This is a genomic window from Neisseria sp. P0008.S002, assembly GCF_051962805.1.
Lineage (GTDB): Bacteria > Pseudomonadota > Gammaproteobacteria > Burkholderiales > Neisseriaceae > Neisseria > Neisseria perflava.
The window spans coordinates 100,603-125,080 of record NZ_JBQCUY010000007.1 but is presented as its reverse complement, the minus strand read 5'-3'; the positions used below and the strand labels follow the sequence as shown (position 1 = coordinate 125,080).

Annotated in this window: 27 protein-coding genes; 15 read left to right on the top strand and 12 right to left on the bottom strand. The window is 52.9% G+C overall.

Going from position 1 to position 24,478, the window contains the following annotated elements; translation table 11 throughout:
• Positions 1-16 precede the first annotated feature (16 nt).
• Positions 17-604 carry a GNAT family N-acetyltransferase gene (locus ACTHSA_RS09075; protein ID WP_049336865.1) on the top strand — a complete coding sequence of 196 codons (588 nt, stop codon included), beginning with the start codon at positions 17-19 and terminating at the stop codon, positions 602-604.
• Positions 605-777: 173 nt separating this feature from the next.
• Here the strand turns inward: ACTHSA_RS09075 and ACTHSA_RS09070 are convergent, their stop codons facing one another.
• The 5 genes from ACTHSA_RS09070 to amgK all read right to left on the bottom strand — a co-directional run bounded on the left by ACTHSA_RS09070 (position 778) and on the right by amgK (position 6,303).
• Positions 778-2,367: a tannase/feruloyl esterase family alpha/beta hydrolase gene (locus tag ACTHSA_RS09070; RefSeq protein ID WP_053088472.1), complete on the bottom strand. Its 1,590-nt coding sequence runs from the start codon at positions 2,365-2,367 to the stop codon at positions 778-780.
• A 103-nt stretch (positions 2,368-2,470) separates the two neighbouring features.
• Complete coding sequence (locus tag ACTHSA_RS09065; RefSeq protein ID WP_079453712.1) at positions 2,471-2,602, bottom strand: phenolic acid decarboxylase; 132 nt, start codon at positions 2,600-2,602, stop codon at positions 2,471-2,473.
• Positions 2,603-2,681: 79 nt separating this feature from the next.
• Entirely contained in the window at positions 2,682-3,140 is a 459-nt protein-coding gene (locus tag ACTHSA_RS09060) for a hypothetical protein (protein WP_049336864.1), read from the bottom strand.
• Positions 3,141-3,318: 178 nt separating this feature from the next.
• Positions 3,319-5,214 carry a tRNA uridine-5-carboxymethylaminomethyl(34) synthesis enzyme MnmG gene (mnmG, locus tag ACTHSA_RS09055; RefSeq protein WP_440367127.1) on the bottom strand — a complete coding sequence of 632 codons (1,896 nt, stop codon included), beginning with the start codon at positions 5,212-5,214 and terminating at the stop codon, positions 3,319-3,321.
• 84 nt (positions 5,215-5,298) lie between these two features.
• Entirely contained in the window at positions 5,299-6,303 is a 1,005-nt protein-coding gene (gene amgK, locus ACTHSA_RS09050; protein WP_070588223.1) for an N-acetylmuramate/N-acetylglucosamine kinase AmgK, read from the bottom strand.
• A 69-nt stretch (positions 6,304-6,372) separates the two neighbouring features.
• Between amgK and ACTHSA_RS09045 the strand changes: the two genes are divergently transcribed.
• From ACTHSA_RS09045 to ACTHSA_RS09035, 3 genes are all read left to right on the top strand, one after another.
• Positions 6,373-8,772 (top strand): LPS-assembly protein LptD, encoded by a 2,400-nt coding sequence (locus tag ACTHSA_RS09045; RefSeq protein ID WP_440367125.1) that lies wholly within the window; start codon positions 6,373-6,375, stop codon positions 8,770-8,772.
• Positions 8,769-9,758: a peptidylprolyl isomerase gene (locus tag ACTHSA_RS09040; protein ID WP_440378873.1), complete on the top strand. Its 990-nt coding sequence runs from the start codon at positions 8,769-8,771 to the stop codon at positions 9,756-9,758. The genes ACTHSA_RS09045 and ACTHSA_RS09040 overlap by 4 nt, the downstream gene beginning before the upstream one ends.
• A 106-nt stretch (positions 9,759-9,864) precedes the next feature.
• A complete protein-coding gene (locus ACTHSA_RS09035; RefSeq protein WP_440367121.1) occupies positions 9,865-10,674 on the top strand; it encodes an alpha/beta hydrolase in 810 nt (269 codons plus the stop codon).
• 156 nt (positions 10,675-10,830) lie between these two features.
• Here the strand turns inward: ACTHSA_RS09035 and rsmI are convergent, their stop codons facing one another.
• Positions 10,831-11,709 carry a 16S rRNA (cytidine(1402)-2'-O)-methyltransferase gene (gene rsmI / locus ACTHSA_RS09030; protein ID WP_440378872.1) on the bottom strand — a complete coding sequence of 293 codons (879 nt, stop codon included), beginning with the start codon at positions 11,707-11,709 and terminating at the stop codon, positions 10,831-10,833.
• A 65-nt stretch (positions 11,710-11,774) separates the two neighbouring features.
• On the opposite strand from rsmI, the gene ACTHSA_RS09025 reads away from it, so the two are divergent.
• The 6 genes from ACTHSA_RS09025 (at position 11,775) to ACTHSA_RS09000 (ending at position 15,622) form a co-directional block, all read left to right on the top strand.
• Positions 11,775-12,122 carry a YraN family protein gene (locus ACTHSA_RS09025; RefSeq protein ID WP_440367422.1) on the top strand — a complete coding sequence of 116 codons (348 nt, stop codon included), beginning with the start codon at positions 11,775-11,777 and terminating at the stop codon, positions 12,120-12,122.
• 4 nt (positions 12,123-12,126) lie between these two features.
• A complete protein-coding gene (locus ACTHSA_RS09020; RefSeq protein ID WP_070825815.1) occupies positions 12,127-12,720 on the top strand; it encodes a phosphoheptose isomerase in 594 nt (197 codons plus the stop codon).
• 73 nt (positions 12,721-12,793) lie between these two features.
• Positions 12,794-13,405, top strand: coding sequence for a BON domain-containing protein (locus ACTHSA_RS09015; protein WP_036493677.1), 612 nt, complete (start codon positions 12,794-12,796; stop codon positions 13,403-13,405).
• A 67-nt stretch (positions 13,406-13,472) separates the two neighbouring features.
• Positions 13,473-14,078 carry a hypothetical protein gene (locus ACTHSA_RS09010; RefSeq protein ID WP_440367424.1) on the top strand — a complete coding sequence of 202 codons (606 nt, stop codon included), beginning with the start codon at positions 13,473-13,475 and terminating at the stop codon, positions 14,076-14,078.
• Between the two features lie 42 nt (positions 14,079-14,120).
• Complete coding sequence (map, locus tag ACTHSA_RS09005) at positions 14,121-14,921, top strand: type I methionyl aminopeptidase (protein ID WP_223168906.1); 801 nt, start codon at positions 14,121-14,123, stop codon at positions 14,919-14,921.
• A gap of 404 nt (positions 14,922-15,325) precedes the next feature.
• Entirely contained in the window at positions 15,326-15,622 is a 297-nt protein-coding gene (locus ACTHSA_RS09000) for a helix-turn-helix domain-containing protein (RefSeq protein ID WP_003680641.1), read from the top strand.
• 94 nt (positions 15,623-15,716) lie between these two features.
• On the opposite strand, the gene ACTHSA_RS08995 is transcribed toward ACTHSA_RS09000, so the two are convergent.
• From ACTHSA_RS08995 to ACTHSA_RS08985, 3 genes are read right to left on the bottom strand one after another with little or no spacing between them, the layout of a single operon-like run.
• Positions 15,717-16,667, bottom strand: a complete 951-nt coding sequence (locus tag ACTHSA_RS08995; RefSeq protein WP_070624688.1) for a YheT family hydrolase — start codon at positions 16,665-16,667, stop codon at positions 15,717-15,719.
• Between the two features lie 12 nt (positions 16,668-16,679).
• Entirely contained in the window at positions 16,680-17,306 is a 627-nt protein-coding gene (locus tag ACTHSA_RS08990; RefSeq protein ID WP_070588213.1) for a phosphatase PAP2 family protein, read from the bottom strand.
• Positions 17,306-18,106 (bottom strand): competence/damage-inducible protein A, encoded by an 801-nt coding sequence (locus ACTHSA_RS08985; RefSeq protein WP_070624686.1) that lies wholly within the window; start codon positions 18,104-18,106, stop codon positions 17,306-17,308. The genes ACTHSA_RS08990 and ACTHSA_RS08985 overlap by 1 nt, the downstream gene beginning before the upstream one ends.
• Before the next feature lie 110 nt (positions 18,107-18,216).
• Between ACTHSA_RS08985 and argG the strand changes: the two genes are divergently transcribed.
• The 5 genes from argG (at position 18,217) to ACTHSA_RS08960 (ending at position 21,253) form a co-directional block, all read left to right on the top strand.
• Positions 18,217-19,560 carry an argininosuccinate synthase gene (gene argG, locus ACTHSA_RS08980; protein ID WP_036493659.1) on the top strand — a complete coding sequence of 448 codons (1,344 nt, stop codon included), beginning with the start codon at positions 18,217-18,219 and terminating at the stop codon, positions 19,558-19,560.
• Between the two features lie 43 nt (positions 19,561-19,603).
• Positions 19,604-19,819: a DUF4177 domain-containing protein gene (locus tag ACTHSA_RS08975; protein ID WP_036493650.1), complete on the top strand. Its 216-nt coding sequence runs from the start codon at positions 19,604-19,606 to the stop codon at positions 19,817-19,819.
• Positions 19,812-20,027 (top strand): hypothetical protein, encoded by a 216-nt coding sequence (locus tag ACTHSA_RS08970; protein ID WP_049329287.1) that lies wholly within the window; start codon positions 19,812-19,814, stop codon positions 20,025-20,027. The genes ACTHSA_RS08975 and ACTHSA_RS08970 overlap by 8 nt, the downstream gene beginning before the upstream one ends.
• A gap of 129 nt (positions 20,028-20,156) precedes the next feature.
• Complete coding sequence (locus tag ACTHSA_RS08965) at positions 20,157-20,606, top strand: DUF3290 domain-containing protein (protein ID WP_036493644.1); 450 nt, start codon at positions 20,157-20,159, stop codon at positions 20,604-20,606.
• A 14-nt stretch (positions 20,607-20,620) separates the two neighbouring features.
• Positions 20,621-21,253: a DUF421 domain-containing protein gene (locus ACTHSA_RS08960; protein WP_049336846.1), complete on the top strand. Its 633-nt coding sequence runs from the start codon at positions 20,621-20,623 to the stop codon at positions 21,251-21,253.
• A gap of 72 nt (positions 21,254-21,325) precedes the next feature.
• Here ACTHSA_RS08960 and ACTHSA_RS08955 read toward each other — a convergent pair whose 3' ends face one another.
• The 3 genes from ACTHSA_RS08955 to ACTHSA_RS08945 form a co-directional block, all read right to left on the bottom strand.
• Entirely contained in the window at positions 21,326-21,697 is a 372-nt protein-coding gene (locus ACTHSA_RS08955; RefSeq protein ID WP_440367429.1) for a DUF488 domain-containing protein, read from the bottom strand.
• A 64-nt stretch (positions 21,698-21,761) separates the two neighbouring features.
• Positions 21,762-22,544 carry an indole-3-glycerol phosphate synthase TrpC gene (gene trpC, locus ACTHSA_RS08950; RefSeq protein WP_440367430.1) on the bottom strand — a complete coding sequence of 261 codons (783 nt, stop codon included), beginning with the start codon at positions 22,542-22,544 and terminating at the stop codon, positions 21,762-21,764.
• Positions 22,545-22,687: 143 nt separating this feature from the next.
• Positions 22,688-24,160 carry a malate:quinone oxidoreductase gene (locus ACTHSA_RS08945; RefSeq protein ID WP_049329291.1) on the bottom strand — a complete coding sequence of 491 codons (1,473 nt, stop codon included), beginning with the start codon at positions 24,158-24,160 and terminating at the stop codon, positions 22,688-22,690.
• Between the last annotated feature and the right edge of the window lie 318 nt (positions 24,161-24,478).

Sequence of the window (24,478 nt, the reverse complement as noted above, 5' to 3'; positions counted from 1 at the left end):
TACAAAGGAAACCTCCATGACTGATTTCTCATCCACTCCCGTTTTATCCTTTGACCGCGTCCGTCTCGAACCTTTAACAACGGCACACGAAGCCGGTTTGCGCGAAGCAGTTTGCGACGGCGAAGTTTGGAAGCTGAACGTAACCACCGCGCCCGAACCCCACCAAGTAGCTGACTATATCCGCACCGCCATACAAACCCGCCTCGCCTTTGCCGTCATCGACGAAGACACGGGAAAAATTGTCGGCTCAACTTCGCTTTACCACATCGACCCCGCCATCCCACGCCTCTACATCGGTTTCACATGGTATGCCCTGTCGGCACAGCGCACGCACATCAATACCGCCTGCAAAATCATGTTGCTCGACTACGTTTTCGACACTTTAAACTGCCGTTGCGTCTGCTGGCAGACCGACAACCTCAATACCGCCTCCCAACGCGCCATCGAACGCTTGGGTGCACACCAAGACGGCATCTTGCGCTGCCACAAGCTGCGGAAAGACGGCAGCGTGCGCGATACGGTTGAATACAGCCTGCTGCGTGAGGAATGGCCGCAGGCAAGGGTAAAACTGCTCGAAAAAGCGGCAGCTTATGACGCGTCCTGAAAAAACGTTTGCTTCTTCATTTTTTCATCAGAACACACCCATCTTGCTGACAATCTGAACTCTTTAAAAAATTAATGAAATAAGGTGTAATACCGTCAATCCCCTGATAAATAAAGGCCGTCTGAAAGTTTCAGACGGCCTTTATTCTGTTTTATATTTCTCTTTTACATCAATCAGCGGCATTCAAAGCTATCTGCTTTATTTTCATTCCCGCCGGTATAAGTGGCGACTTTCGGATAGGCGCAAATCGGCATTTGTTTATTCGGGAAGGATTTCCCTTGTGCAATCATGCGCTCGGGGGCTTGGTTTTTGCCATGCCAATTTTCCAAAAGTGTGAGCGGATCTACATCATTGAAGGCTTGGCCACCGCCGCAGTGGTTCATGCCGGGTATCATAAACAGGCGGCTGAAGCTTTGGGCGCTTGGCGTGTCGGCATTCATTTGGCGGAACCATGCCACTTGGTCTTTGGCGGAAAACACGGGGTCGGACACGCCGGTGATCACAATCAGTTTGCCGCCGCGTGCGCGGAAGCTGCTCAAATCGGTGGACACCGCATCGTTAATTGCGCCGGTTTGGTATGTTTTGGGCGTATCGCGGTCAAAATCGAATTTGCTCAAATCAAAGTTCGGCATGGCGGGAGTCATGAAATACCAAGTAAGCGAACCTGCGCCGAGCGTTACGCCGCGTGAATCAGGCTTGGCGGTTTGCGAGCTGCCGAGCTTCCATTTACGCCAGTCGGGCTGATTCATACCCACATCGTAATACCAGCCGCTGTAAATCTGGTTGCCGCGTGAGTCGCGTGCGCCGTCCATCACGGCTTTAAGGGCTGCGGTTTTGGCGGGGGAGAGACCGGCGTGTTCGGCTTTGAAATCGCAGCTTTCCCATGCGTTAATCACGCCGTCTTTCAGACCGTCGCGTGCGTCGCAGCGGTTTTTCACCGCTTCGCTCACTTTGTCCAAATCAGCTTGGGTCAGGGCATTAGCCAGGATTTTGTTGCCCTGCGCGTCTTTGGGGGCAATTTTCATGAACTGTTGATAATCCCACTGTTGGGCGACGGCAGCACGCGACAGACGGAAGCCGGGATTGGCGGCAATCACACCGTCAAATTCTAAAGGATAGCGTTGTGCGGCCATCATCGCTTCACGTCCGCCGTTGGAGCAGCCCATGAAATAGCTGTGTTTCGGCGCAACGGCATACATCTTTTGAATCAAATGCTTGGCAACGACGGTTACTTTTCCTGTGGACTGGTAAGCGAAGTCTAAACGCGCCTGCTGGTCTGCGCCGAAGTTGGGCGTGGGCGTGGGGTGGCCGCCGTCCATAGAAACTACGGCATAACCGCGCATCAGCGCTGGCGTAGCGGTAGAGGTGCGTACGGGGATACTACCCACGGCGGGCGCAACAAAGCCGTCCACCCCGCCACCGCCTTGAAACAGGAAACCTCCGTTCCAATTTTCAGGTAGCCTGAGTTGGAATTTCGTGCCGTAATGCTTGCCGTCTGCACCGGTGCGCGCGCCAATTTCGCCTTCCACCACGCAATGCGGTTTGGACTGTAAGACATTGGTTGAACCACCAGTGAGGGAAGACATTCTGTCGGCACTGATTTCGCCGTTCGACCATTCGGCTTTAGTGATGACAGTATCGGTGATAGAGATATTTTTCAGGGTAATGCACTGCTTTTGTGCATTTTGAGCGGGTGCTGCATGAACAGCAGAAATTCCGGCCAAAAATAGCACGGCAGCAAATGGGGAAAGTCGGGGTTTCATTGATACAGCTCCAATTTGAAGGTGGGCTTAAGGAATTTAAAAATTCCCGTAACTGAAAAATAAATTGATAAAACTGTCTGGAATGATATTTTTAGACTGCCTTTCAAGGGCGAGTATGGTAATCCATATGTTCGGCATTTTTTACATAAATTTCATAATTCCAGCCGTTATCATAGGGATAAATCAGATGTTTACCGACTAAACCTCTTGAATCTTGTGTATCAAATGTTGCAATTTTACTCCTTTTTACTATTTATCGAGTATTAGTGCCGTAGCAACTGTATTTTTTACCCCGTCGGGCAAAAATACAGTTGCTACAGAATACGGCTTTTCCAAGCTTGAAACTGATGAAATCCGTTTAAAAGCAGCATTTGCAACTCTTCTCCAGAAGATATGACGGTATAGTTATCACTATATTCTTCCGGCAAATGTTGTGCAGTGTCTTGTTCTAATAAGATCAATAAGGGTTCAGTATCGCTAAATTGCGGATTAACAATCACCCAATCCGCAGCATGGCACAACTCATAGATGAAACTACACTCCTCATCCGTTAAATATGCATGGCCAATATTTCCTTCAAACTGGCATTCCCTATCATTGAAATCCGTTATTTCCAAATCTGTGGAACAGTTATCAAACTCTAAATAGTTGCCGTCCTTATCACGAAGGCAGCTATCTAGTCCCCTGCTGTTTAAAAATGATTTTGCACCTTCACGGTTGCCGTCTACCTGTTCGCCATTTTCAAAGCGGTAAAAATATAGGGAAAAGCCCATTGTTACTCCTTATTTAATTTTCAGGTTGGGTTTTACACATCAATTTTAATGTGTAGGCTGCTTTTGTAGACTTTGAAAACCTACCGCAAGTCAGATTCTTGAATCTGACATCTTGTAGTAACAGATGTGTCGAAACACAAGAATTATCCGACCTGCGGCTGCTCCGCGTTCAGGTAACTTACTTCGCATCTTTAAACCCGCGCTTCAAATGCACCATCAGCAAAGCCACTGCTGCGGGGGTTACGCCGGAAATGCGGCTGGCTTGGCCGACGGTTTCGGGTTTGTGCTGGTTGAGCTTTTGCTGCACTTCTGCCGACAAACCTTTAACCTTGCTGTAATCAATATCCTCGGGCAGCTTTAAGGTTTCGATGTCGCGGCGGCTGTCGATTTCTTCGTTTTGGCGGTCGATATAGCCTTGGTATTTGACTTGGATTTCGACTTGTTCGACCACGCTGTCGGCAAGTGCGGTTTCAGGTTGTGCGTCGGGCAGGGTCATCAGCGCGGCGTAGTCGAGGTTCGGACGGCGCAGGAGGTCGTGCAGGTTGGCTTCGCGGCTGAGTTTTTGGCCGAATACGCGCAGCTGCTCTTCTTCGGCGAGTTTTTGCGGCGTGTACCACGTTGTTTTCAAACGTTGGATTTCGCGTTCGATAGCTTCGCGTTTTTCGTTGAACATACGCCATTGTTCTTCACCCACCAAGCCGATTTTGTAGCCGTCCTCGGTCAGGCGCATATCGGCGTTGTCTTCCCTGAGTTGCAGGCGGTATTCGGCGCGGCTGGTGAACATTCGGTAAGGTTCGTTCACGCCTTTGGTGATGAGGTCGTCCACCAATACGCCGAGATAGGCTTGTTCGCGGTGCAACAGGAGCGGGTCTTGTTCGCGGATGTATTGCACGGCGTTTGCGCCTGCGAGCAGGCCTTGCGCGGCGGCTTCTTCGTAGCCGGTCGTGCCGTTGATTTGTCCGGCAAAGAAGAGGCCTTGGATGGTTTTGGTTTCGAGGCTGGCTTTAAGGTTGCGCGGATCGAAATAGTCGTATTCGATGGCGTAGCCGGGGCGCAGGATATGGGCGTTTTCAAGGCCTTTCATGCTGCGCACAAGGGCGATTTGGATGTCGAACGGCAGGCTGGTGGAGATACCGTTGGGGTAGTATTCGTGCGTAGTCAAACCTTCTGGCTCAAGAAAAATCTGGTGGCTGTCTTTATCGGCGAAGCGGTTGATTTTGTCTTCGATAGACGGACAATAACGCGGGCCGACGCCTTCGATTTTGCCGGTAAACATCGGGCTGCGGTCGAAGCCTGAACGGATAATTTCGTGTGTTTTCAAATTGGTATGCGTAATCCAGCAGGACACTTGGCGCGGGTGCATATCGGCGCTGCCGCGTACAGACATTACGGGAACGGGTGTGTCGCCGGGCTGTTCGGTCAGTTGGGAGAAATCAATCGTGCGTCCGTCAATACGCGGCGGCGTGCCGGTTTTCAGACGGCCTTGCGGCAGGTTCAATTCGCGCAAACGGCCGCCTAATGATTTGGCGGCTGGATCGCCCGCGCGGCCGCCTTCGTAGTTTTCCAAACCGATGTGGATTTTGCCGGACAAAAACGTGCCGGCGGTCAACACGACAGCGCGTGCTTTAAACTCCACGCCCATCGCAGTAACCACGCCGCTGATGCGTTCGCCGTCGAGCGTTACGTCTTCGACGGCTTGTTGGAAAAGGTCGAGGTTTTCTTGGTTTTCCAACATTTCGCGGATGGCGGCTTTATATAGGATACGGTCGGCCTGCGCGCGCGTAGCTCGCACCGCCGCGCCTTTGCTGGCATTCAAGCGGCGGAATTGGATACCGGATTTGTCGGTTGCCAATGCCATTGCGCCGCCCAATGCGTCGAGTTCGCGTACGAGGTGGCCTTTGCCGATACCGCCGATGGAGGGGTTGCACGACATTTGGCCGAGGGTTTCGATGTTGTGTGAGAGCAGCAGGGTTTGCGCACCCATGCGTGCGGCGGCAAGCGCGGCTTCGGTACCGGCATGGCCGCCACCGACGACAATCACGTCGTAGGTTTTGGGGTAAATCATGTAAGTCATGTTTATGTGTTCTGTAAAGGTTTCAGACGGCCTTTTGTTGATCAGGCCGTCTGAAAAGTGGAATCAAATCTTAAAAAACCAAGCTTAGAAGGTATAGCCTGTTTCCAATTCGTCATCGCCAACCAATTCGACCAGCAACGCATACAGCGGCGCCAAATCGTTGTAACGGCGGGATACGCGGCGCAAGTAGTTCAAGAAGCGCGGGATTTCAGGACGGTATTTGTCTTTGCCGTCGCGGTAGTACAGACGGGCAAAAATACCGGCCACTTTCAAATGGCGTTGTACGCCCATCCATTCAAACCAGCGGTAGAACTCGTCAAACTCGGCAGGCACAGGCAGCTGGGCAGCGCGTGCTTTTTCCCAGTAACGGATGACCAAGTCCAATACAAATTCTTCTTCCCATTCGATAAATGCATCGCGCAGCAGCGACACCAAATCATAGGAAATTGGGCCGTAAAGCGCGTCTTGGAAGTCCAACACGCCCGGACGGCCTTTTGCCAGCATCAGATTGCGGACAATAAAGTCGCGGTGGACATACACTTTAGGCTGAGCCAACAGGGGCGGCAGCAGCATATCGACAGTTTGCTGCCACAACTGGCGTTGTTTGAAGGTCAACTCGCGGCCCAATTCTTTGGCCACAAACCATTCGGGGAACAGGTTAATCTCGCGCAGCATGACTTCGCGGTCGTATTCCGGCAGTTTGCCGGGTTGGCTGGCTTTTTGTAGTTCGATCAGTTCATCGATGGCTTCGAGCAGCAGAGCTTTGTGGGCGGTTTCACTGTTTTCCTGATTCATGGCGGTCAGGAATGTGGTATTGCCCAAATCGTTCAACACCATAAAGCCCAACGCTTCATCCACATGAAGCACTTGCGGCACATTGACCATGTTAAACAGTTTTTGCACTTTCAAATAAGGCGCAACACTCATCTTCTCAGGAGGCGCGTCCATACAGATAACGGTCTGGCCGTCTGAAAACGTCGCACGGAAATAACGGCGGAAGTCGGCATCGGCTGCCGCAAAGCTCAATTCGAACGGCTGGTTCGGGTAAACAGACTCCAGCCAGTTTTGTAATTCGGTTTGTCGTTGCATAGCGGTATCGCAGAATTTCAGGTTACAATAACCGCTATTCTAACTGGCAAACCGATTTAAGGGGCGATTTTGGCTCGTTTATTTTCACTCAAACCCTTGGTACTCGCCTTAATTATGGGCTTTGGCGCAACAGCCGTGCGCGCGGAAGATGCTTCTGTTCCGCAGGCGGAAGACTATACCCCTGCCCACACCGCCGAATCCAAACCGGCAAAAACCGGCCAAAGCGAAGCCGATCCGCTTTCCTTGGGCAGCACTTGCCTGTTTTGCGACCATGAAGATGCCAAGCCGGCCGAAACCGCCGAAATCAAACGCAGCGGCGAGCCAGCCCTGCCTGCCGATTACACCCGCGTCAACGCCGATAAAATAGAAGGCCAGACCCAAGTCGGCGTCCGTGCCGAAGGCGACGTCATTGTCGAGCGCAATGCCGATGTTCTCAATGCCGATTGGGCGCAATACGACCAAGCCACCGATACCGTTACCGCCGGCGACCGCTTTACCCTGTATCAAAACGGTTCGACCGTATCCGGCGACCAATTGGTTTACAACCTCAAAAACCAAACCGGTTCCGGCACCGCCGTGCGCCTCAATACCGAACAAGGCGGCCGCCGCCTTCAAAGTGTCAGCGAAAAAGCCGAACTCAAAGGCAAAGGCCTCTATAAACTCATCAATACCAAATTCAACACCTGTTCGCCCGGCGATGCCAGCTGGTATATCCAAGCGCAAAGCATCGAAGCCGATGAATCGACAGGCATCGGCGTGGCCAAACACGCTTCGCTGGTATTCGGCGGCGTCCCCGTCCTCTACACGCCTTGGGCGGACTTCCCCATCAACGGCAACCGCAAAAGCGGCCTGCTCGTTCCGACCATTACCACCGGTTCAGACGGCCTTGAGCTGAGCCTGCCCTACTACTTCAACCTTGCGCCGAATTTGGATGCCACCATCCGCCCGGGCATCATCAGCAAACGCGGCGTGCAACTGGGCGGCCAAGTGCGTTATCTGCAACCGAATTACAGCGGCGAAGTCGATGGCGACTGGATGCCGAACGACCAAAAAAGCGTCCACAACAACCGCTACCAGTTCAAATGGAAACACCAGCAGCAGCTGAACAGCAAAATCAGCGGCGGCATCAACTACAACCAAGTTTCCGACGATGATTACTACCGCGACTTCTACGGCCGAGAAGACATCGCGCGCAACGTCAACCTCGACCGTCAGGCATGGCTCAATTACAGCGACAAACTGCTAGGCGGCAGCTTCGACGGCTCGTTGCGCGTACAAAAATATCAAACGCTGGCCAACCAAGACGGCTATAAAGACGAGCCTTATGCCATCATGCCTCGCCTGACCGGCCGTTGGCAAAGCCATATCGGCAAGGCGCAACTTAACGTATTAGGCCAATTCACCCGTTTTGACCACGATACCAAGCAAGACGGCAGCCGCGTGGTGCTCTACCCAAGCGTTAAATGGGACTTCCACAACCAATGGGGCTACATCCGGCCTAAAGTCGGCGTACACGCCACTTATTACAGCCTCAACAGCTTCAACGGCCAAAGCAGCCGCAATGTCAGCCGCGTCCTGCCAATCATCAACGTCGACAGCGGCCTGACCTTCGAGCGCAGGGCCCGTCTCTTCGGCGGAGAATACCTGCAAACGCTCGAACCGCGCCTGTTTTACAACTACATTCCGACCAAGTCCCAAAACGACCTGCCCAATTTCGACAGCTCCGAAAACAGCTTTACCTATTCGCAGCTGTTCCGCGAAAACCTGTATTCGGGCAACGACCGCATCAATTCTGCCAACAGCCTGACGCTGGCCACACAAAGCCGCATCCTCAACCCCAACACCGGTGCGGAACTCTTCCGTGCAGGTATCGGCCAGAAGTTTTACTTCAAAAACGACAACGTCCTGCCTGACGGCAGCGTCAGCCGTTATCCGCGCAGTCAGTCCGACTGGGTAGCCTTTGCACACGGCAACATTACCCCGAGCATCCGCATCGACTTGGACATCCACTACAACCAAAACCAAAGCCGTGCCGAAAGCTACGCCGCAGGGATTGCCTACAACCCCGAACCCGGCAAAGTCTTAAGCGCGCGCTACAAATACGGACGCAACGAGCGCATCTATCTGCAAGCCAACGGCGACTATTTCTACGACAAACTCAGCCAAGTCGACCTTGCCGCCCAATGGCCGTTGAGCAAAAACCTATACGCCGTCGCCCGTTACAACTACGAAATCGAAGCCAAAAAACCGCTGGAAATGCTCATCGGTGCAGAATACAAAAGCAACTGCGGCTGCTGGAGCGCGAGCTTGGTCGGCCAACGCTATGTTACCGGCGAAAACAGCCACAAAAACGCCGTATTCTTCAACCTCCAACTCAAAGACTTGAGCAATATCGGCAACAACCCATTCGAAAAACTCCGCTTAGCCATTCCCGGTTACAGCAAAACCAACGAGGTAGTCAAACAATGAACTTCAAACCCCTGATTCTCGTCGCCGCACTCACTCTCGCAGTAGGCGCACACGCCGCCCCTAAAGCCAAAGCGACCAAAGCGCGTGCCAACAAAACTCCAGTCGTCAGCGCCACCACCATGCCTGCCGTACAAAGCGGCGTACATCTTTCAGACGGCATTGCCGCAGTTGTCGACAACGAAGTCATTACCCACCGCCAAGTAGAACAAGCCGTAGCACAAGCGCGTCAAACCATGCCGAAAGGCACACAAATGGACGCCAACGAGCTGCGCCAACAGGTTTTGGCACAAATGATCAACCAATCCCTGATCCTCCAAGCCGGCAAACGCCGCAACATCCAAGCGACCGATAGCGAAATTGAAGCCGTCATCGCGCACAACCCCAACATCAAAAATCCTTCTGCCGCCGTCCGTCAAGACATCGCCGACAGCATTATTGTTGAAAAAGTGCGCCAACAGGCCATCATGCAAAACAGCCGCGTCAGCGACTCCGAAGTAGCACGCTACATCGAGCAGGCCAAACAACAAGGCATCACCCTGCCCGAAGCCGACCCTGTGCGCCAATATCATGCCCAACACATCCTCATTAAAGCCGACAACGATAATGCCGCCGTCGGCGCAGAAAGCACCATCCGCAAAATCTACTCACAAGCCCGCAGCGGCGCAGATTTCGGCGGTTTGGCACGCCAATACTCGCAAGACGGCAGCGCCGGCAACGGCGGCGACTTGGGCTGGTTTGCCGACGGCATGATGGTTGCCCCATTTGAAGAAGCCGTCCACAAACTCAAACCCGGCCAAATCAGCGCCCCTGTCCGCACCCAATTCGGCTGGCACATCATCAAGCTGAACGACGTCCGCGAAGCAGGTACGCCTGAAGAGCGCCAACAAAACGCCGTCCGCCAATACCTGTCCCAACAAAAAGCGCAACAGGCGACCACCAACCTCCTGCGCGAACTGCACAGCAGCTCCTACGTTGACGTACGCTAATTGCGCGTATTGTTAAAAAGGCAGAAATCCGTACAATAAGGCCGTCTGAAAACCATTATTCAGACGGCCTTTTCCCTTAAGCAACCATTGATTAAAGCACCCCATCATGTCCATCCGTCCTAACTGGCAAGCCGCCACCCTGCTGCAAGCCGAAGAAACCGCCCTTACTTCCGCCCACACCGGCCGCACCTACCGCATTCAAGCCGCGGCACTCGGCGAGCGTCCGGCAGGCGGCTATCCCGTACTGTATATTCTTGACGGGGATGCCTTTTTCCCTGCCATCCTCAATATGGCGCAATCCCTGCTCATCAACCCCATCACCAAAAGCCATGCCGCCTGTCTGATTGTCGGCATCGGCTATACCGGCGGCACCATCCGCGACTTAAGCCAACGCGCCCTCGACTACACGCCGCCGCTGCCCGACAACGCGCCCGAATCCGAACGCAAACAATACGGCCAAGCCGACCGCTTCAGCCGCTTTATCGATGACGAACTCTCCGCCCTGCTCGACGGCAAATACCGCATCGATACCCAAAACCAAGCCGTCTTCGGCCATTCATTCGGCGCCTTGTACGGCCTCTATTCCCTGTTCACCCGCCCCGAACGCTTCCGCCATTATTTGCTGGTGTCGCCGTCTATCTGGTGGCAAGACCGCCGCGTACTCGATTGGCTGCCCGGCACATTGCCGCAAGGAATCGGCATCCGCCTCGGTGCAGGAGAACATGAAGGCAGAAACAACCGCCCCGACCAAACCAGCCGCGGCATGGTTGCACAAGCCAAAATCCTTGCCGGCACTTTGCACCATCTCGGCGCAGATGTCCGCTTTACCCTCTACCCCAACGCCAATCACGGCAACGCCCCGTTTTACGCCCTGACCGACTGCATCGAATATTTGCGCAACGCATGGCAGCGTTGAAACAGGTTTGCCAAACATTGAGGCCGTCTGAAACGCAAACTTAGAAGCGTATTGAACCTATCGGATCAATTTGAAATCCTCTAAAATCCAATCAAAAAAGGCCGTCTGAAATCCATTGTTCAGACGGCCTTTGATATACGGTTTGCCAATCAGCCATTATCCCTGCTTTTTCCATTCCAAAGCCAAATCATACAGCGCCTTTTTATTCTCGCCGGTAATCTTGGCGGCAAGCTCGGCGGCCTGTTTGGTCGGCAACTCGGCCGCAAGGATTTTCATGGTATTTTGTGCCGCCTCGGGCAAATCGCTGTGTTTCTCTTTCACGGCAGGGTGCAACACCAACACCATCTCGCCGCGCGTTTGGTTGCTGTCGTTTTTAAGGGCGGCTTGGATTTCGGCAACCGTGCCGCTGAGGAAGGTTTCAAACGTTTTGGTGATTTCGCGCGCCAAAGTCAAACGGCGTTCGGGGAACTGCGCGGCCATATCCGCAAGGCTTGCTTCGATACGGTGCGGCGTTTCAAACATCACAATCGGAAAATCGGCTTCCGCCCATTTGGCCATCAGCTTTTGGCGTTCGCCGGCCTTAGGCGACAGGAAACCGTTGAAGTAAAAATCAGATTCCGTCACACCGGCCACGCTCAACGCCCCCATGACCGCGCTTGCGCCGACCACAGGCACCACTTTAAATCCGGCTTCGCGCACGCGGGCGGCAAGTTTCGCACCCGGATCGCACACCGCTGGCGTACCCGCATCCGAAACTTGGGCAACGCTCAGGCCGTCTGAAAGATGGGCGATGATTTTGTCGGCCATTTGCTGCTCGTTGTGTTCGCGCACGCTCACGAGTTTGCCCTGAATGCCGTACGCACTCAAAAGCTGGGCGGTAACACGGGTGTCCTCGGCGCAGATTATGTCGGCCTTTTGCAGCACGGCCAGCGCGCGCAGCGTTATGTCGGCTAAATTGCCGATGGGTGTGGCGACAACGTATAATGTCTGTTTTTCGATGCTGTCGACGGCTTTTTGCAGGTGTTTTGTGTACATAGATTCAAGGCCGTCTGAAACGGCGTCTCTTTAAAAACAATAATTATATAACGGGTAAACTTTTCATGCGCTTAAACCACAAACAGGGGGCGGCGGCCGAAGATGCGGCACTGGCGTTCCTGCTAGGCAAAGGCTGCTCGCTGCTGGCACGGAACTGGCATTGCGCCTACGGCGAAATCGATTTAATCGTCAAAAACGGCGGTACGATTGTGTTTGTTGAAGTAAAATACCGCAAAAACCGAGGTTTCGGTGGTGCCGCATACAGCATCTCGCCGTCCAAATTATTGAAATTGCAACAAAGTGTAGAGTATTATCTGCAAAAGCACGGGTTAAACCATGCGCCCTGCCGCCTGGACGCGGTACTGATCGAGGGCGACGGCCCGCCCGAATGGATTCAAAATATTACAGGTTAACCTCATGACAACATTACAAGAACGCGTTTCCGCACATTTTGCCGAGAGCATCCGCGCCAAGCAGGAAGCTGAAAAAGTACTGGTCGAGCCGACCGCACAGGCCGCCGAGCTGATGCTGCAATGCCTGATGAACGACGGCAAAATTTTAGCCTGCGGCAACGGCGGTTCGGCTGCCGACGCGCAACACTTCGCCGCCGAAATGACCGGCCGTTTTGAAAAAGAGCGCATGGAATTGGCCGCTGTCGCGCTGACGACGGACACTTCCGCCCTGACCGCCATCGGCAACGACTACGGTTTCGACCACGTATTCAGCAAACAAGTGCGCGCACTCGGACGTGCCGGAGACGTATTGGTCGGCATCTCCACCTCCGGCAACTCCGCCAACGTCATCGAAGCCATCAAAGCGGCACACGAACGCGATATGCACGTCATCGCCATGACCGGCCGCGACGGCGGCAAAATCGCCGCCATGCTCAAAGATACCGACGTTTTGCTCAACGTCCCTTATCCGCGTACTGCCCGCATTCAGGAAAACCATATTTTGCTGATTCACGCCATGTGCGACTGTATCGACTCCGCCCTGCTTGAAGGCATGTAACCCTTTCTTTTCAGACGGCTCATCCCTTAAAGGCCGTCTGAACGCCCACCCGTCCATACCCAAGGAAAAGGATATGAAGAATATCAAACGCTACGCCCTCCCCGTTCTGACAGCGACCCTCTTGAGCCTGAGTCTGAGCGGCTGCGTCGGCGCACTGATCGGCGGTGCTGCCGTCGGCACCAAATCCGCCGTCGACCGCCGCACCACAGGCGCGCAAACCGACGACAACGTTATGGCCCTGCGCGTCGAAACCACCGCACGCTCCTACCTGCGCCAAAACAACCAAGTCGAAGGCTACAAGCCCAAACTGAACGTTGTCGGCTACAACCGCCACCTGCTCCTGCTCGGACAAGTGGCCACCGAAGGCGAAAAACAATTTGTTGAACGCATCGCCCGTTCCGAACAAGCCGCAGAAGGCGTGTACAACTACATTACCGTCGCCTCGCAAGCGCGTTCGCTTGGCGACGTGACCAACGACACCTGGGGCACATCCAAAGTCCGCGCCGCCCTGTTGGGCCTCAGCCCGGCCACCCAAGCACGCGTCAAAATCGTAACTTACGGCAACGTGACCTATGTCATGGGTATCCTCACGCCCGACGAGCAAGCTCGCGTGACCCAAAAAGTCAGCACGACCGTCGGCGTACAAAAAGTCGTGACCCTCTATCAAAACTACGTTGCCAACTGATTCACAGGCAACCCGGGGCCGTCTGAATATTCAGACGGCCATTCCTCCAACGATTACCTGACCCATCATGTCCAAGAATAATAAAACCCCTTTCCAACTTAAGCCCAAACACCTAATCCGCGCTTTATTCCTTGTCAGCTTTATCGCCGTCGCAGCCCTTGTCGCCGGCGTATTCAGCACCCTAAACTCCGGTAAAACCGACGTACCCGAAAAAAGCCCTGCCGAACAAACCGATACACGCATTGAAGTTTGGCGCCCCAACGGCGCAGTCGAACCTGAAACCGTCCAACCCGCCCAAGAAGGCGACGAAAAAACCGCCTCCGGCAATCCTGTCGTCCCACAAAACGAAAAAGGCGACAAAGCCGAAGAAGGTGCAAAAAACGACCGGCCTGCCGCACACCGCGGCAAACGCACAGAAAACAAACGCGCCGAAACTGACAAATCAGAAAAAACACAATCCGACAACAGCAGCCCTGCCGCTCAAAACACACCTCAAGCAGACAGCCAGCCGGTAGCAAACAAAGCCGCAGACAGCAAACCGGCCGCACAAGCAGCAGAAAACAAACCGGCAAAAGCCAAAGCCCCCGAGTCCAAACCGACTCCCAAAGCCGAGCCTGAGACCAAACCACAAACCAAACCGCGCAACAAAGACAATCTCGACAACCTGTTTTAAACAGACGGCACACCCGTCCCGTTCAGACGGCCCCCATGCCGTCTGAAACAAGAAGGAAACCTCATGGACAAAGTCATCATCAAAACCCCCGAAGAAATCGAAAAAATGCGCGAACTTGGCCGCTTGGTCGCCGAAGCCCTCGATTACATCGGCCAATTCGTCAAACCCGGCGTCACCACCAACGAAATCGACAAACTCGTTTACGACTACCACGTCAACGTCCAAGGCGGTTATCCCGCCCCCCTCAACTACGGCAACCCGCCCTATCCGAAATCCTGCTGCACCTCCGTCAACCACGTCATCTGCCACGGCATTCCCGATGACAAGCCGCTGAAAGAAGGCGACATCGTCAACATCGACCTGACCATCAAAAAAGACGGCTTCCACGGCGACTCCAGCCGCATGTTTACCGTCGGCAAAGTCTCACCGATTGCCCAGCGCCTGATCGACGTGACCCACGCCTCCATGATGGCGGGTATCGAAGCGGTCAAACCCGGTGCCACCCTCGGCGACGTCGGCTATGCCTGCCAACAGGTTGCCGAAAATGCCGGCTACTCCGTAGTTCAAGAATTCTGCGGCCACGGCATCGGCCGCGGTTTCCACGAAGCGCCGCAAGTGGTCCACTACGGCCGCAAAGGTCAGGGCCTCGTCCTCAAACCGGGCATGATTTTTACCATCGAGCCGATGATCAACCAAGGCAAACGCCACCTGCGTATCCTGAACGATGGTTGGACAGTGGTCACCAAAGACCGTTCCCTCTCCGCCCAATGGGAACACGAAGTCTTGGTTACCGAAACCGGCTACGAAATCCTCACCATCAGCCCTGCCACCGGCAAGCCTTAAACTTGAAAAATTTTCAGGCCGTCTAAAAATACAGATTCAGACGGCCTGAAATTTATCCGTTTTCCCAACCCACCAAACCGAATAAATGCTCGAAATTAAGTTTTTACCCATAATGAATTGTTTAGTTATGTAAAAATTTGCCCACGCCATATTTAAGATAATCGCATAATTTAATGATTTATATGCCAAAAATTATACGAAATAATGAATTAAGAAATATTTACACAAATTATGGCAAACAGCGGCAAACTTCTTTCGAATATACTGTCTAATTATCTAGATCAGTCATTTGCAATACGCCCACATATCACCCCAAAAGCCTACAGGAAAAGGGATGCCGGCATTCTTGCAGACCCATTTTTATGCCTAGAGGCATGCAACAAATACCACAATAAGGAAGATTCATGAAATCGTTCGAAAAAATTGAAAACATCCGCGATATCCGTAAAAAACTCGGCCTGAACCAAATGGACTTCTGGAGCCGCATTGGTGTGACTCAATCCGGTGGTTCCCGTTACGAATCCGGCCGCAATATGCCTAAACCTGTACGCGAATTGCTGCGTTTGGTACATATCGAGCGCGTAGATTTAGCTAAAGTCAACCGTGACGACTTGGCCGTTGCTTCCCTGCTGAAAAACCGCGACCCTGAGTTGTACGCTTCTCTGAAAAAAGAAGCCAAAGCCGACAACAAAGGCAAATAATCAAGCCATTCAAAAAGCCGTCTGAAATTCGTTTTCAGACGGCCTTTTTACTTTCTGCACACTAAGGGCATGTCGCATACATGTCCTTTTTCATTTACGGCTGATACTGTTTGAAATAGTCCAACACCGTTTGCGGCAGCCATTGCAGATTCAGACGGCCCTGATCGCGGCTGACAAAGCCGACATGACCGCCGTATGCCGGTTGCAACAGCGTAACGGCCGAGGACACATCCCGCCCGGTCGGCAGGGCTTCCGGCGGCAGGAAGGGGTCGTTGACGGCATTAAGCAACAGCAACGGCGTATCCACGCCTTTCAGAAACGGTTTGCAGGAATTGCGGCGGTAGTAATCGTGGCGGTCGGCAAAACCGTGTAGCGGCGCGGTAAAGCGGTCGTCAAAATCGCCAAGCGTTTTGCAGTTTTGCTGGCTTAAGGCCGTCTGAAACCGGGGAATCGCCTGGGCTTTCGGCAACAGTGAATTCAAAAAATAGCGCGTGTAAATCAGTCGCGTCATGCCCTGATCAAAACGCGTACCTGCCGCTACGGCATCAACCGGTGCAGAAACGACGGCAGAAGCGCGCGGAACGGCATTGCTGCCCTGCTCGCCCAAATATTTGGCCAAAGCATTACCCCCCAAAGAAACGCCGACGGCGTAGATGATTGAATAGCGTCGGGCAAGCGTGTTGAGCATAAAGGCGATTTCGGACGTATCGCCGAGGTGGTAGAACACGGGCGCGGTGTTTTCTATGCCGCCGCAACTGCGGAAATGGGCAACCACGCCGTTCCAACCGCGCTGCTGCACGGCTTTCATCAGCTCGACCGCGTAATGGCTCTCGCTGCTGCCTTCCAGTCCGTGAAACAAAACCACCAACGGCGCATCGGGGTCGGCACTGTCGACAAAATCGTAGGCAACTTGGGTTTTGCCGGTACTGTCGGGCAGAAGCTCGCGGCGGTAGTCGGGCGCCTTGCCTTGCAGCAACTTGGCAAATAGAGTGTCGGCATGGCCGTTTCTGAGCCAATAAGGCGTGTTGGGTGAACGTGTATTCATAATTCGTTTCTTCTATTTTTCAGACGGCCTGAAGATGAGCATATACACCAACAAGGCAGTCAGCGTGCCGTTGGTCCAGCCTGCCCAAACGTCGGTGGGATAATGCACGCCCAAATAAATGCGCGAAAACCCGGTCAACAGGGCAAAGGAAATACCGCCTATCCAAGCGGCGCGGCGGTAGCGCGTGCGGCGGCAAAGCAATATCAGCATGACGGCAATGGCGGCGGAAAACGTACTGTGGCCGCTGGGGAAGGAAAAATTGCTCTCTTCAATCAGGCGCGGCCAAAGCAGCGGACGTTCGCGGGCAAACCAAACCTTCACAATCAGCATGTTCAAAGTCGGCACCAATGCCGCCAACACGCAAAACAGTGCTTCGCGCTTCTTATCGGCAAAATACAGGGCTGCAGCGACTGCACCGATCAGCGGCACGGCAATCGCGGTTTTGCCCAGATAGTGCAACACGGTGGCAATCGGGTCAAACCATGTTCCTGCGTGGGCATGGACGGCGTGCATCAGCGGCGGCTCAAAAGCAAAGCCGCCATATTGCGCCAGCCAAATGCCGATGATGAGGGTCGGCGGCAAAAACAGCAAAGAGACAAAAGTCAGTGCGCGTCTGGATTGGGCTGGGGATAAGTGCATTATTCCACCGTTTCTTTCAAAGTCGCGCCAATCGCCTGCAAACCCTGCAACGCATCTTCCCACGCAGCATCCAACAAGCGGCAGGCCTCGCCTTCCGCTTTGATGCCGAATTCGATATGCGGCGGAGTATAACGGCCGTCTGAATCGGTACGGCCCACGGTGGGCAGACTGTACGAACGAACACCGGCGTAGGTACGCTCAAGATGTTCCATAATCGGCGTAATGCGCGATTCGGGTTGGTCGAACACATACACGCTACGGCTGCCGCGTTCGGTTTGGTTGAAGCGGTCGGCGTAATAAGTTTCCAATACCCACTCCGCCATCGGGTGCGCCATCACGGGGAAGCCGGGGAAGAAATAATGCTCGCGGATGGAAAATCCGGCGATGTTGTTAAACGGATTGGGCACCAATTCCGCGCCTTCGGGAAAATCCGCCATTTTCAGGCGTTGGGCGTGTTCCGGCGAATCAAGCGGCTCGCCGCGTTTCAGGGTTACGCCTTCGATAAACTTGGCGGCTTCAGGATGGCGGACGACAGGCAAATCCAAAGCAGCAGCGGCGGCTTGGCGCGTATGGTCGTCAGGTGTAGAGCCGATACCGCCGGTAACGAAAGTCGGCAGGCCGTCTGAAAAACTGCGGCGCAGCTGTTTGACCAGCAATTCGGGTTCGTCGGGCAGATATTGCACCTGATTGAGCTTCAGCCCGTGCGATTCCAATAAAGATTTGAAAAAGGCGAAATGCTTGTCTTGGCGGCTGCCGTGTAAGATTTCGTCGCCGATGATAATGAGGTTAAAAGCGTTCATGATGAGGTTTCTTTAATACGGCCCTCCGAACATTCAGACGGCCTAATTGCTGACAATGTATTCCATTTATAAGATAATGGTTTCAACTTTTCAAGTCTGGAGAAATTCCCATGAGCCAAAACCATACCATTTTACAAAATCTCCCCGTCGGCCAAAAAGTCGGCATCGCCTTCTCCGGCGGCCTTGATACCTCCGCCGCGCTGCTGTGGATGAAACTCAAAGGTGCGCTGCCTTACGCCTACACTGCCAACCTTGGCCAGCCCGACGAAGACGACTACAACGCCATTCCTAAAAAAGCGATGGAATACGGTGCAGAAAACGCCCGCTTAATCGACTGCCGCGCACAATTGGCACATGAAGGCATCGCCGCCATCCAATGCGGCGCGTTCCACGTTTCCACCGGCGGCATCGCCTACTTCAACACCACGCCTTTGGGCCGCGCCGTTACCGGCACCATGCTCGTTTCCGCCATGAAAGAAGACGATGTGAATATCTGGGGCGACGGCAGCACCTACAAAGGCAACGACATCGAGCGTTTCTACCGCTACGGCCTCTTGACCAATCCCGCGCTGAAAATCTACAAACCTTGGCTCGACCAACAATTTATCGACGAACTTGGCGGCCGCCACGAAATGAGCGAATTTCTGATTGCCAACGGCTTCAACTACAAAATGTCGGTGGAGAAAGCCTACTCCACCGACTCCAATATGCTCGGCGCGACGCACGAAGCCAAAGACTTGGAATTTCTCAACAGCGGCATCAAAATCGTTAAGCCTATCATGGGCGTTGCCTTCTGGGACGAAAACGTCGAAGTCAAACCCGAAGAAGTCAGCGTGCGCTTTGAAGAAGGCGTGCCGGTTGCATTAAACGGCAAAGAATACGCCGATCCTGTCGAACTCTTCCTCGAAGCCAACCGCATCGGCGGCCGTCACGGCTTGGGCATGAGCGACCAAATCGAAAACCGCATCATCGAAGCCAAATCGCGCGGCATCTACGAAGCCCCGGGCATGGCGTTGTTCCACATCGCCTACGAACGCTTGGTAACCGGTATCCACAACGAGGACACCATCGAACAATACCGCATCAACGGCCTGCGTCTCGGCCGCCTGCTCTACCAAGGCCGCTGGTTTGACAGCCAAGCCCTCATGTTGCGCGAAACCGCCCAACGCTGGGTTGCCAAAGCCATCACCGGCGAAGTTACCCTCGAACTGCGCCGCGGCAACGACTATTCGATTCTGAACACCGAATCGCCCAACCTGACCTACCAACCCGAACGCCTGAGCATGGAAAAAGTTGAAGACGCCGCATTCACCCCGCTCGACCGCATCGGCCAGCTCACCATGCGCAACCTCGACATCACCGATACCCGCGCCAAACTGGGTATTTACTCGCAAAGCGGTTTGTTGTCCTTGGGCGAAGGTTCCGTATTGCCGCAGTTGAACAATAAGGAGTAGAATCATGGGGGGCCTTAAGGCCCCCTTATTTTAAAGGAATAAAATGAAAGAATATAAAGCCGTCATTTATCAAGAGAACCTGCTTTCCAGCTTGATTTTCGGCAGTGCCAAAATCAATCCGGTCAAATTCAGCGATTTCCTCAACAGCCACGCTTCACAAGGTTGGAAGGTCGTTACCATGGAAAAAGACCAACGCCGCATGCTGCTGTTTTTCGTGCGTGAAGCCTACGTCGTCATTTTGGAAAAAGAACGTGTTTAAACTCGGCGTCTATGCCTGTCTCGGATTGTTCGTCAGCTGGGTGTTGCTCTTGATTTTGCAACTTTGGTTTTCCTTCGTCGATGCCGATTTGTTTCTCAAAATCACCCTGACCATGGCAGGTCTTTTCATTATCATTCTGGCCAGCTTGCTGGTGATCAGCCAGTATTTTGCCGAAAAGAAAATGAAAGACGACGGATTTATCAACTGATACTACTTCGGGAAGCACCATGTATGCTTTATCCGAAACCTTAACGCAACATCCTTGTTTAATAGACAAGGCCGTCTGAAATGTAAGTTTCAGACGGCCTTATTACCCTTCCCAAATTTATCAAATATCATGAAATTCTTTTCTCACTTTTATCTTGAAAATCATATGTATTTCAACGACTACTTGAAATACATCCTGATTTTCGCCGCCCTCGTCATCCTCCTGCTCGCCGTATCGCAATACCTGCGCCACCGCATGGACACCAAATACCGCGACCTGAGCATTATTGCGCTGCTGTTGCTCATCCTCATCTGCGGCACGCAATATCTTTCGTACAGCGAGCGTCAAAACTTTGCCGCCGATACGTCGCGCATGGTCGGCTTTCTCAATGCCTTGATTGAAAACCAAAAAGTTGAAAAACAAGACATCATCGTCAACAGCACGCGCCTGTTCAACGGCATGATTATCGGCATTAAAAACCAATACTACGAAGTCCATTTCAATCAAGACTTCTCCGCCTACACGCTGACGCCCATCAATTTGGTCAACAACAATATCGAACTCATCGATAAAGAATAACAGGATACACACACATGGAAGCATACTCCCTGCTCGCCCTCAAACTGCTGATGGGTATTTTAGGTTTGATTTTGCAAATCAACCTCTTAGGTAAAGGCAACCTCGCGCCGACCTCCGCCATGGACCAAGTGCAAAACTATGTACTCGGCGGCATCATCGGCGGCGTGATTTACAGCGACAGCGTCGGCCTGTTGCAATTTTTCCTCGTGCTGATTTTGTGGACGCTGTTGGTTTTGAGCCTGAAATTCATCAAAAACCACAACCGCTGGGTCAAATCCATCATTGACGGCAAATCCGTCTGGGTTATCGTCAACGGCAAAATCCAAACCGATGAATGCATGAAAAACGGCATCAGCGCACACGACCTCATGTTCAAACTCCGCGCCGCCGGCATCTACGAAATCTCTGCCGTCAAACGTGCCGTGATGGAACAAAACGGCCAGCTCGCCGTCATTAAGTACGGCGACGAAAGCTTGCGCTATCCACTGATTACAGACGGCCAAGTTGACCCCGACATCCTCGAAATCATTAAGCGTGATGAAGAATGGCTGCAACAGGAACTCGACCGCCTCCACCTTGAAGCCTCGCAAGTCTATATCGGCGAATACATAGACGGAAAATTGGTGGCACACCGTTATCCTTCTTGATTTGAAAATAGCAGGCCGTCTGAAACCTTGATTTCAGACGGCCTTTTTGTATCCGGTTCAAACACTGATTTTTTAATCGCGATATTCAAACGTTGTGCCCAAAAATTGAGCCAGCGCAGAGACGTGGGAATGTCGGGGATCTTTGACGGCGGTCAGCAGCAGGATATTGCCGTGTTGCCGCTCCAAATCCAGCAGCCGCTTGATGGCGGCCTGCTCGGCATCGCCTTGCAGCTCTTCATGATAACGGCTGACAAAACCGTCAAAATTCTCAGCCGGATTTTCGTGATACCAGCGACGCAGGTTTGCACTGGGCGTAATGTCTTTCAGCCAAAGCGCCGTAGCGAAAACTTCTTTATGGACGCCGCGCGGATAAAGGCGGTCGATAAAGACGGCGGTTTGTTTAGAATCGGGTTGATAGGCGTAAATGCGCTGTACGGCAAACATTTTTTCTCGTCTCCAATGGATTCAGGCCATCTGAAAATTCAGACGGCCTGATGTTTTTTAGGGTTTAGAACAGTTTTTTGACTTCTGCTTCGATATCGTCGGCACGCATAAAGGTTTCGCCGATCAGGAAAGTATGCACGCCGTGGTCGCGCATGAAATCGACGTCTTCTTTGTTGCGGATGCCGCTTTCGGTTACAACGGTTTTGCCGTTCAATTCAGGCAAGAGGTCGAGGGTTTGTTGCAGGGTCACTTCAAACGTACGCAGGTTGCGGTTGTTGACGCCCCACAACGGCGTGGTCATGTTGCGGCATTTTTCCAGCTCGGACACATCGTGCAACTCCAACAATACAGTCATGCCTAATTCGTGGGCAACGGCTTCAAAACGCTCAAGCTGCCCGGCTTCCAATGCGGCGGCAATCAGAAGAACCGCATCCGCACCCCACGCGCGCGCCTGATAGATTTGGTATTCGTCGATGATAAAGTCTTTACGCAAGACCGGCAGCGCCACGGCCGCACGCGCCTGTTTCAAATACTCCGGCGAGCCTTGGAAGTAAGGTTCGTCCGTCAACACGGACAAGCAGGCTGCACCGGCTTTTTCATAGGCAGCGGCGATTTCAGCAGGATGAAAATCAGGACGGATCAGGCCTTTGCTCGGGCTGGCTTTTTTGACTTCGGCAATAATGGCAGGTAGATTCTGCGTGTGTTTTTCACGGATCGAGCCGATAAAGCTGCGAACCGGCGCGGCAGCCTGCGCTTGGGCTTTGATGTCTTCCAAGGAAACGGCAGCTTTTTGGGCGGCCACTTCTTCTGCTTTGGTGGCAAGGATTTTGTTGAGAATATCGGTCATGGCGTTTTTCTATTGGGGCTGATTTTCGGGTTTGAATCGTGCAACATGCTGCTGCAGATTAGATTTCAGACGGCCTGAATGCCGCTATTTTAATGGTTTGAAAAAAGGCGGGCAAGAATGCCCGCCTTTGTGTCTGCTTCAATTTAGTGATGAATGCCCAAAACGGACGCGTTGTGGCTGATGATTTCGTCCGCCAAAGACGGATTGTCGTTTAGCTTGATACCGTAGCCGGGCACCAATTCTTTCAGACGGCCTGACCATGATTCGGCATGATCTGGGAAGCATTGGTTGATCAGCTTAATCATCAAAGGTACGGCGGTTGATGCACCTGGGGACGCGCCCAGCAATGCGGCCAGCGAGCCGTCGGCATGAGCGACGATTTCGGTACCAAATTGGAGTACGCCGCCTTTTTTCGGGTCTTTTTTGATGATTTGTACGCGTTGACCGGCGGTAATCAGTTCCCAATCGTCAGGATTGGCTTCCGGATAATACTCTAAGAGCGAAGTGAAGCGTTCTTCTTTGGTTTTGCGCAATTCGCCCAAGAGGTATTTGGTCAGCGGCATATTAGCCCAACCGGCGCGGAGCATAGGATAGAGGTTGTCCATGTGGATGGACATCGGCAGATCCATGAGCGAGCCTTGTTTGAGGAAGTTGGGGCGGAAGCCTGCATACGGGCCGAACATCAAATGGCGTTGGCCGTCCACGTTGCGGGTATCCAAATGCGGAACGGACATAGGGGGTGCGCCGACTGAGGCTTGGCCGTACACTTTGGCGTTGTGTTGCGCGGCCGTTTCGGGATTGCTATTGCGGAAGAAGAGGCCGGAAACCGGAAAGCCGCCGTAGCCTTTGCCTTCGGGGATACCAGATTTTTGCAGCAGGGTCAGTGCGCCGCCGCCTGCGCCGAGGAAGACGAAACGGGTGCGGAGTGTCAACGGGTCGTCATCGTCTTTGGTGCTGCTGGTTTTCAGCACCCATGCGCCGTCCGATTCGCGATTGAGGTCGTCGACATGGCGGTTGAATTTGATTTTTACGCCTTTGTCGCTCAAGTATTTGACCATCTGGCGGGTCAGGCTGCCGAAATCGACATCTGTGCCTTCGGCGGAGTAGTTGGCGGCGATGGATTGGTTTTCATCACGGCCGTTGACAACCAGCGGCGCCCATTCGGCAATTTTGGCGCGGTCAGTAGAAAACTCCATTTTTTCAAAGAGTTTTTGGTTTTTGAACACGTCGAAACGTTTTTGCAGATAACTGCAATGGTCGGCGTTCATCACCAGCGACATATGGGGAACGGAATTGATGAAAGTGCGGTCGGTCAGTTTGCCTTCTTCGACCAAAGTCGCCCAAAATTGGCGGCTGATATGGAATTGTTCGGCAATATTGAGGGCGCGGGTCGGATCGATCGTGCCGTCGGCAGTCAGGGGCGCATAGTTCAATTCACACAGCGCAGAGTGTCCCGTACCGGCATTGTTCCATGCATTTGATGATTCCAACGCTACATCTTCCAAGCGTTCGATCAGGGTGATTTCCCAAGATGGTTCGAGTTCTTTGAGCAATACGCCCAAAGTGGCGCTCATAATGCCGCCGCCTACTAATACGACATCGGTTGCTTCAGCCATGGTTTTACTCCTACTAAAGTCAGGCATGGTTTGCCTTGTGGTTATCTATCATTATAAACAACTGATTTCATAGGAATTATTTTGTATTTTTGTTGTGTGTGAAACTTTTGTTGCCTGCTGAGTTTCCGAGCGTAAATGGCGGAAGGCAGTTTCGGTTTGGGTTCCAGATTTCAGGTCTTTATAATATGTTATTGAGAATTTAGTAGATTTTACGGAGAAATGCAAAGATTTTCTGTTCGGTTCATATAAAAATAAGAGATTAGGCCGTCTGAAAACGTTTTCTTAACCTTTATCTACCAACGTTTGCCAAGAAAAAAG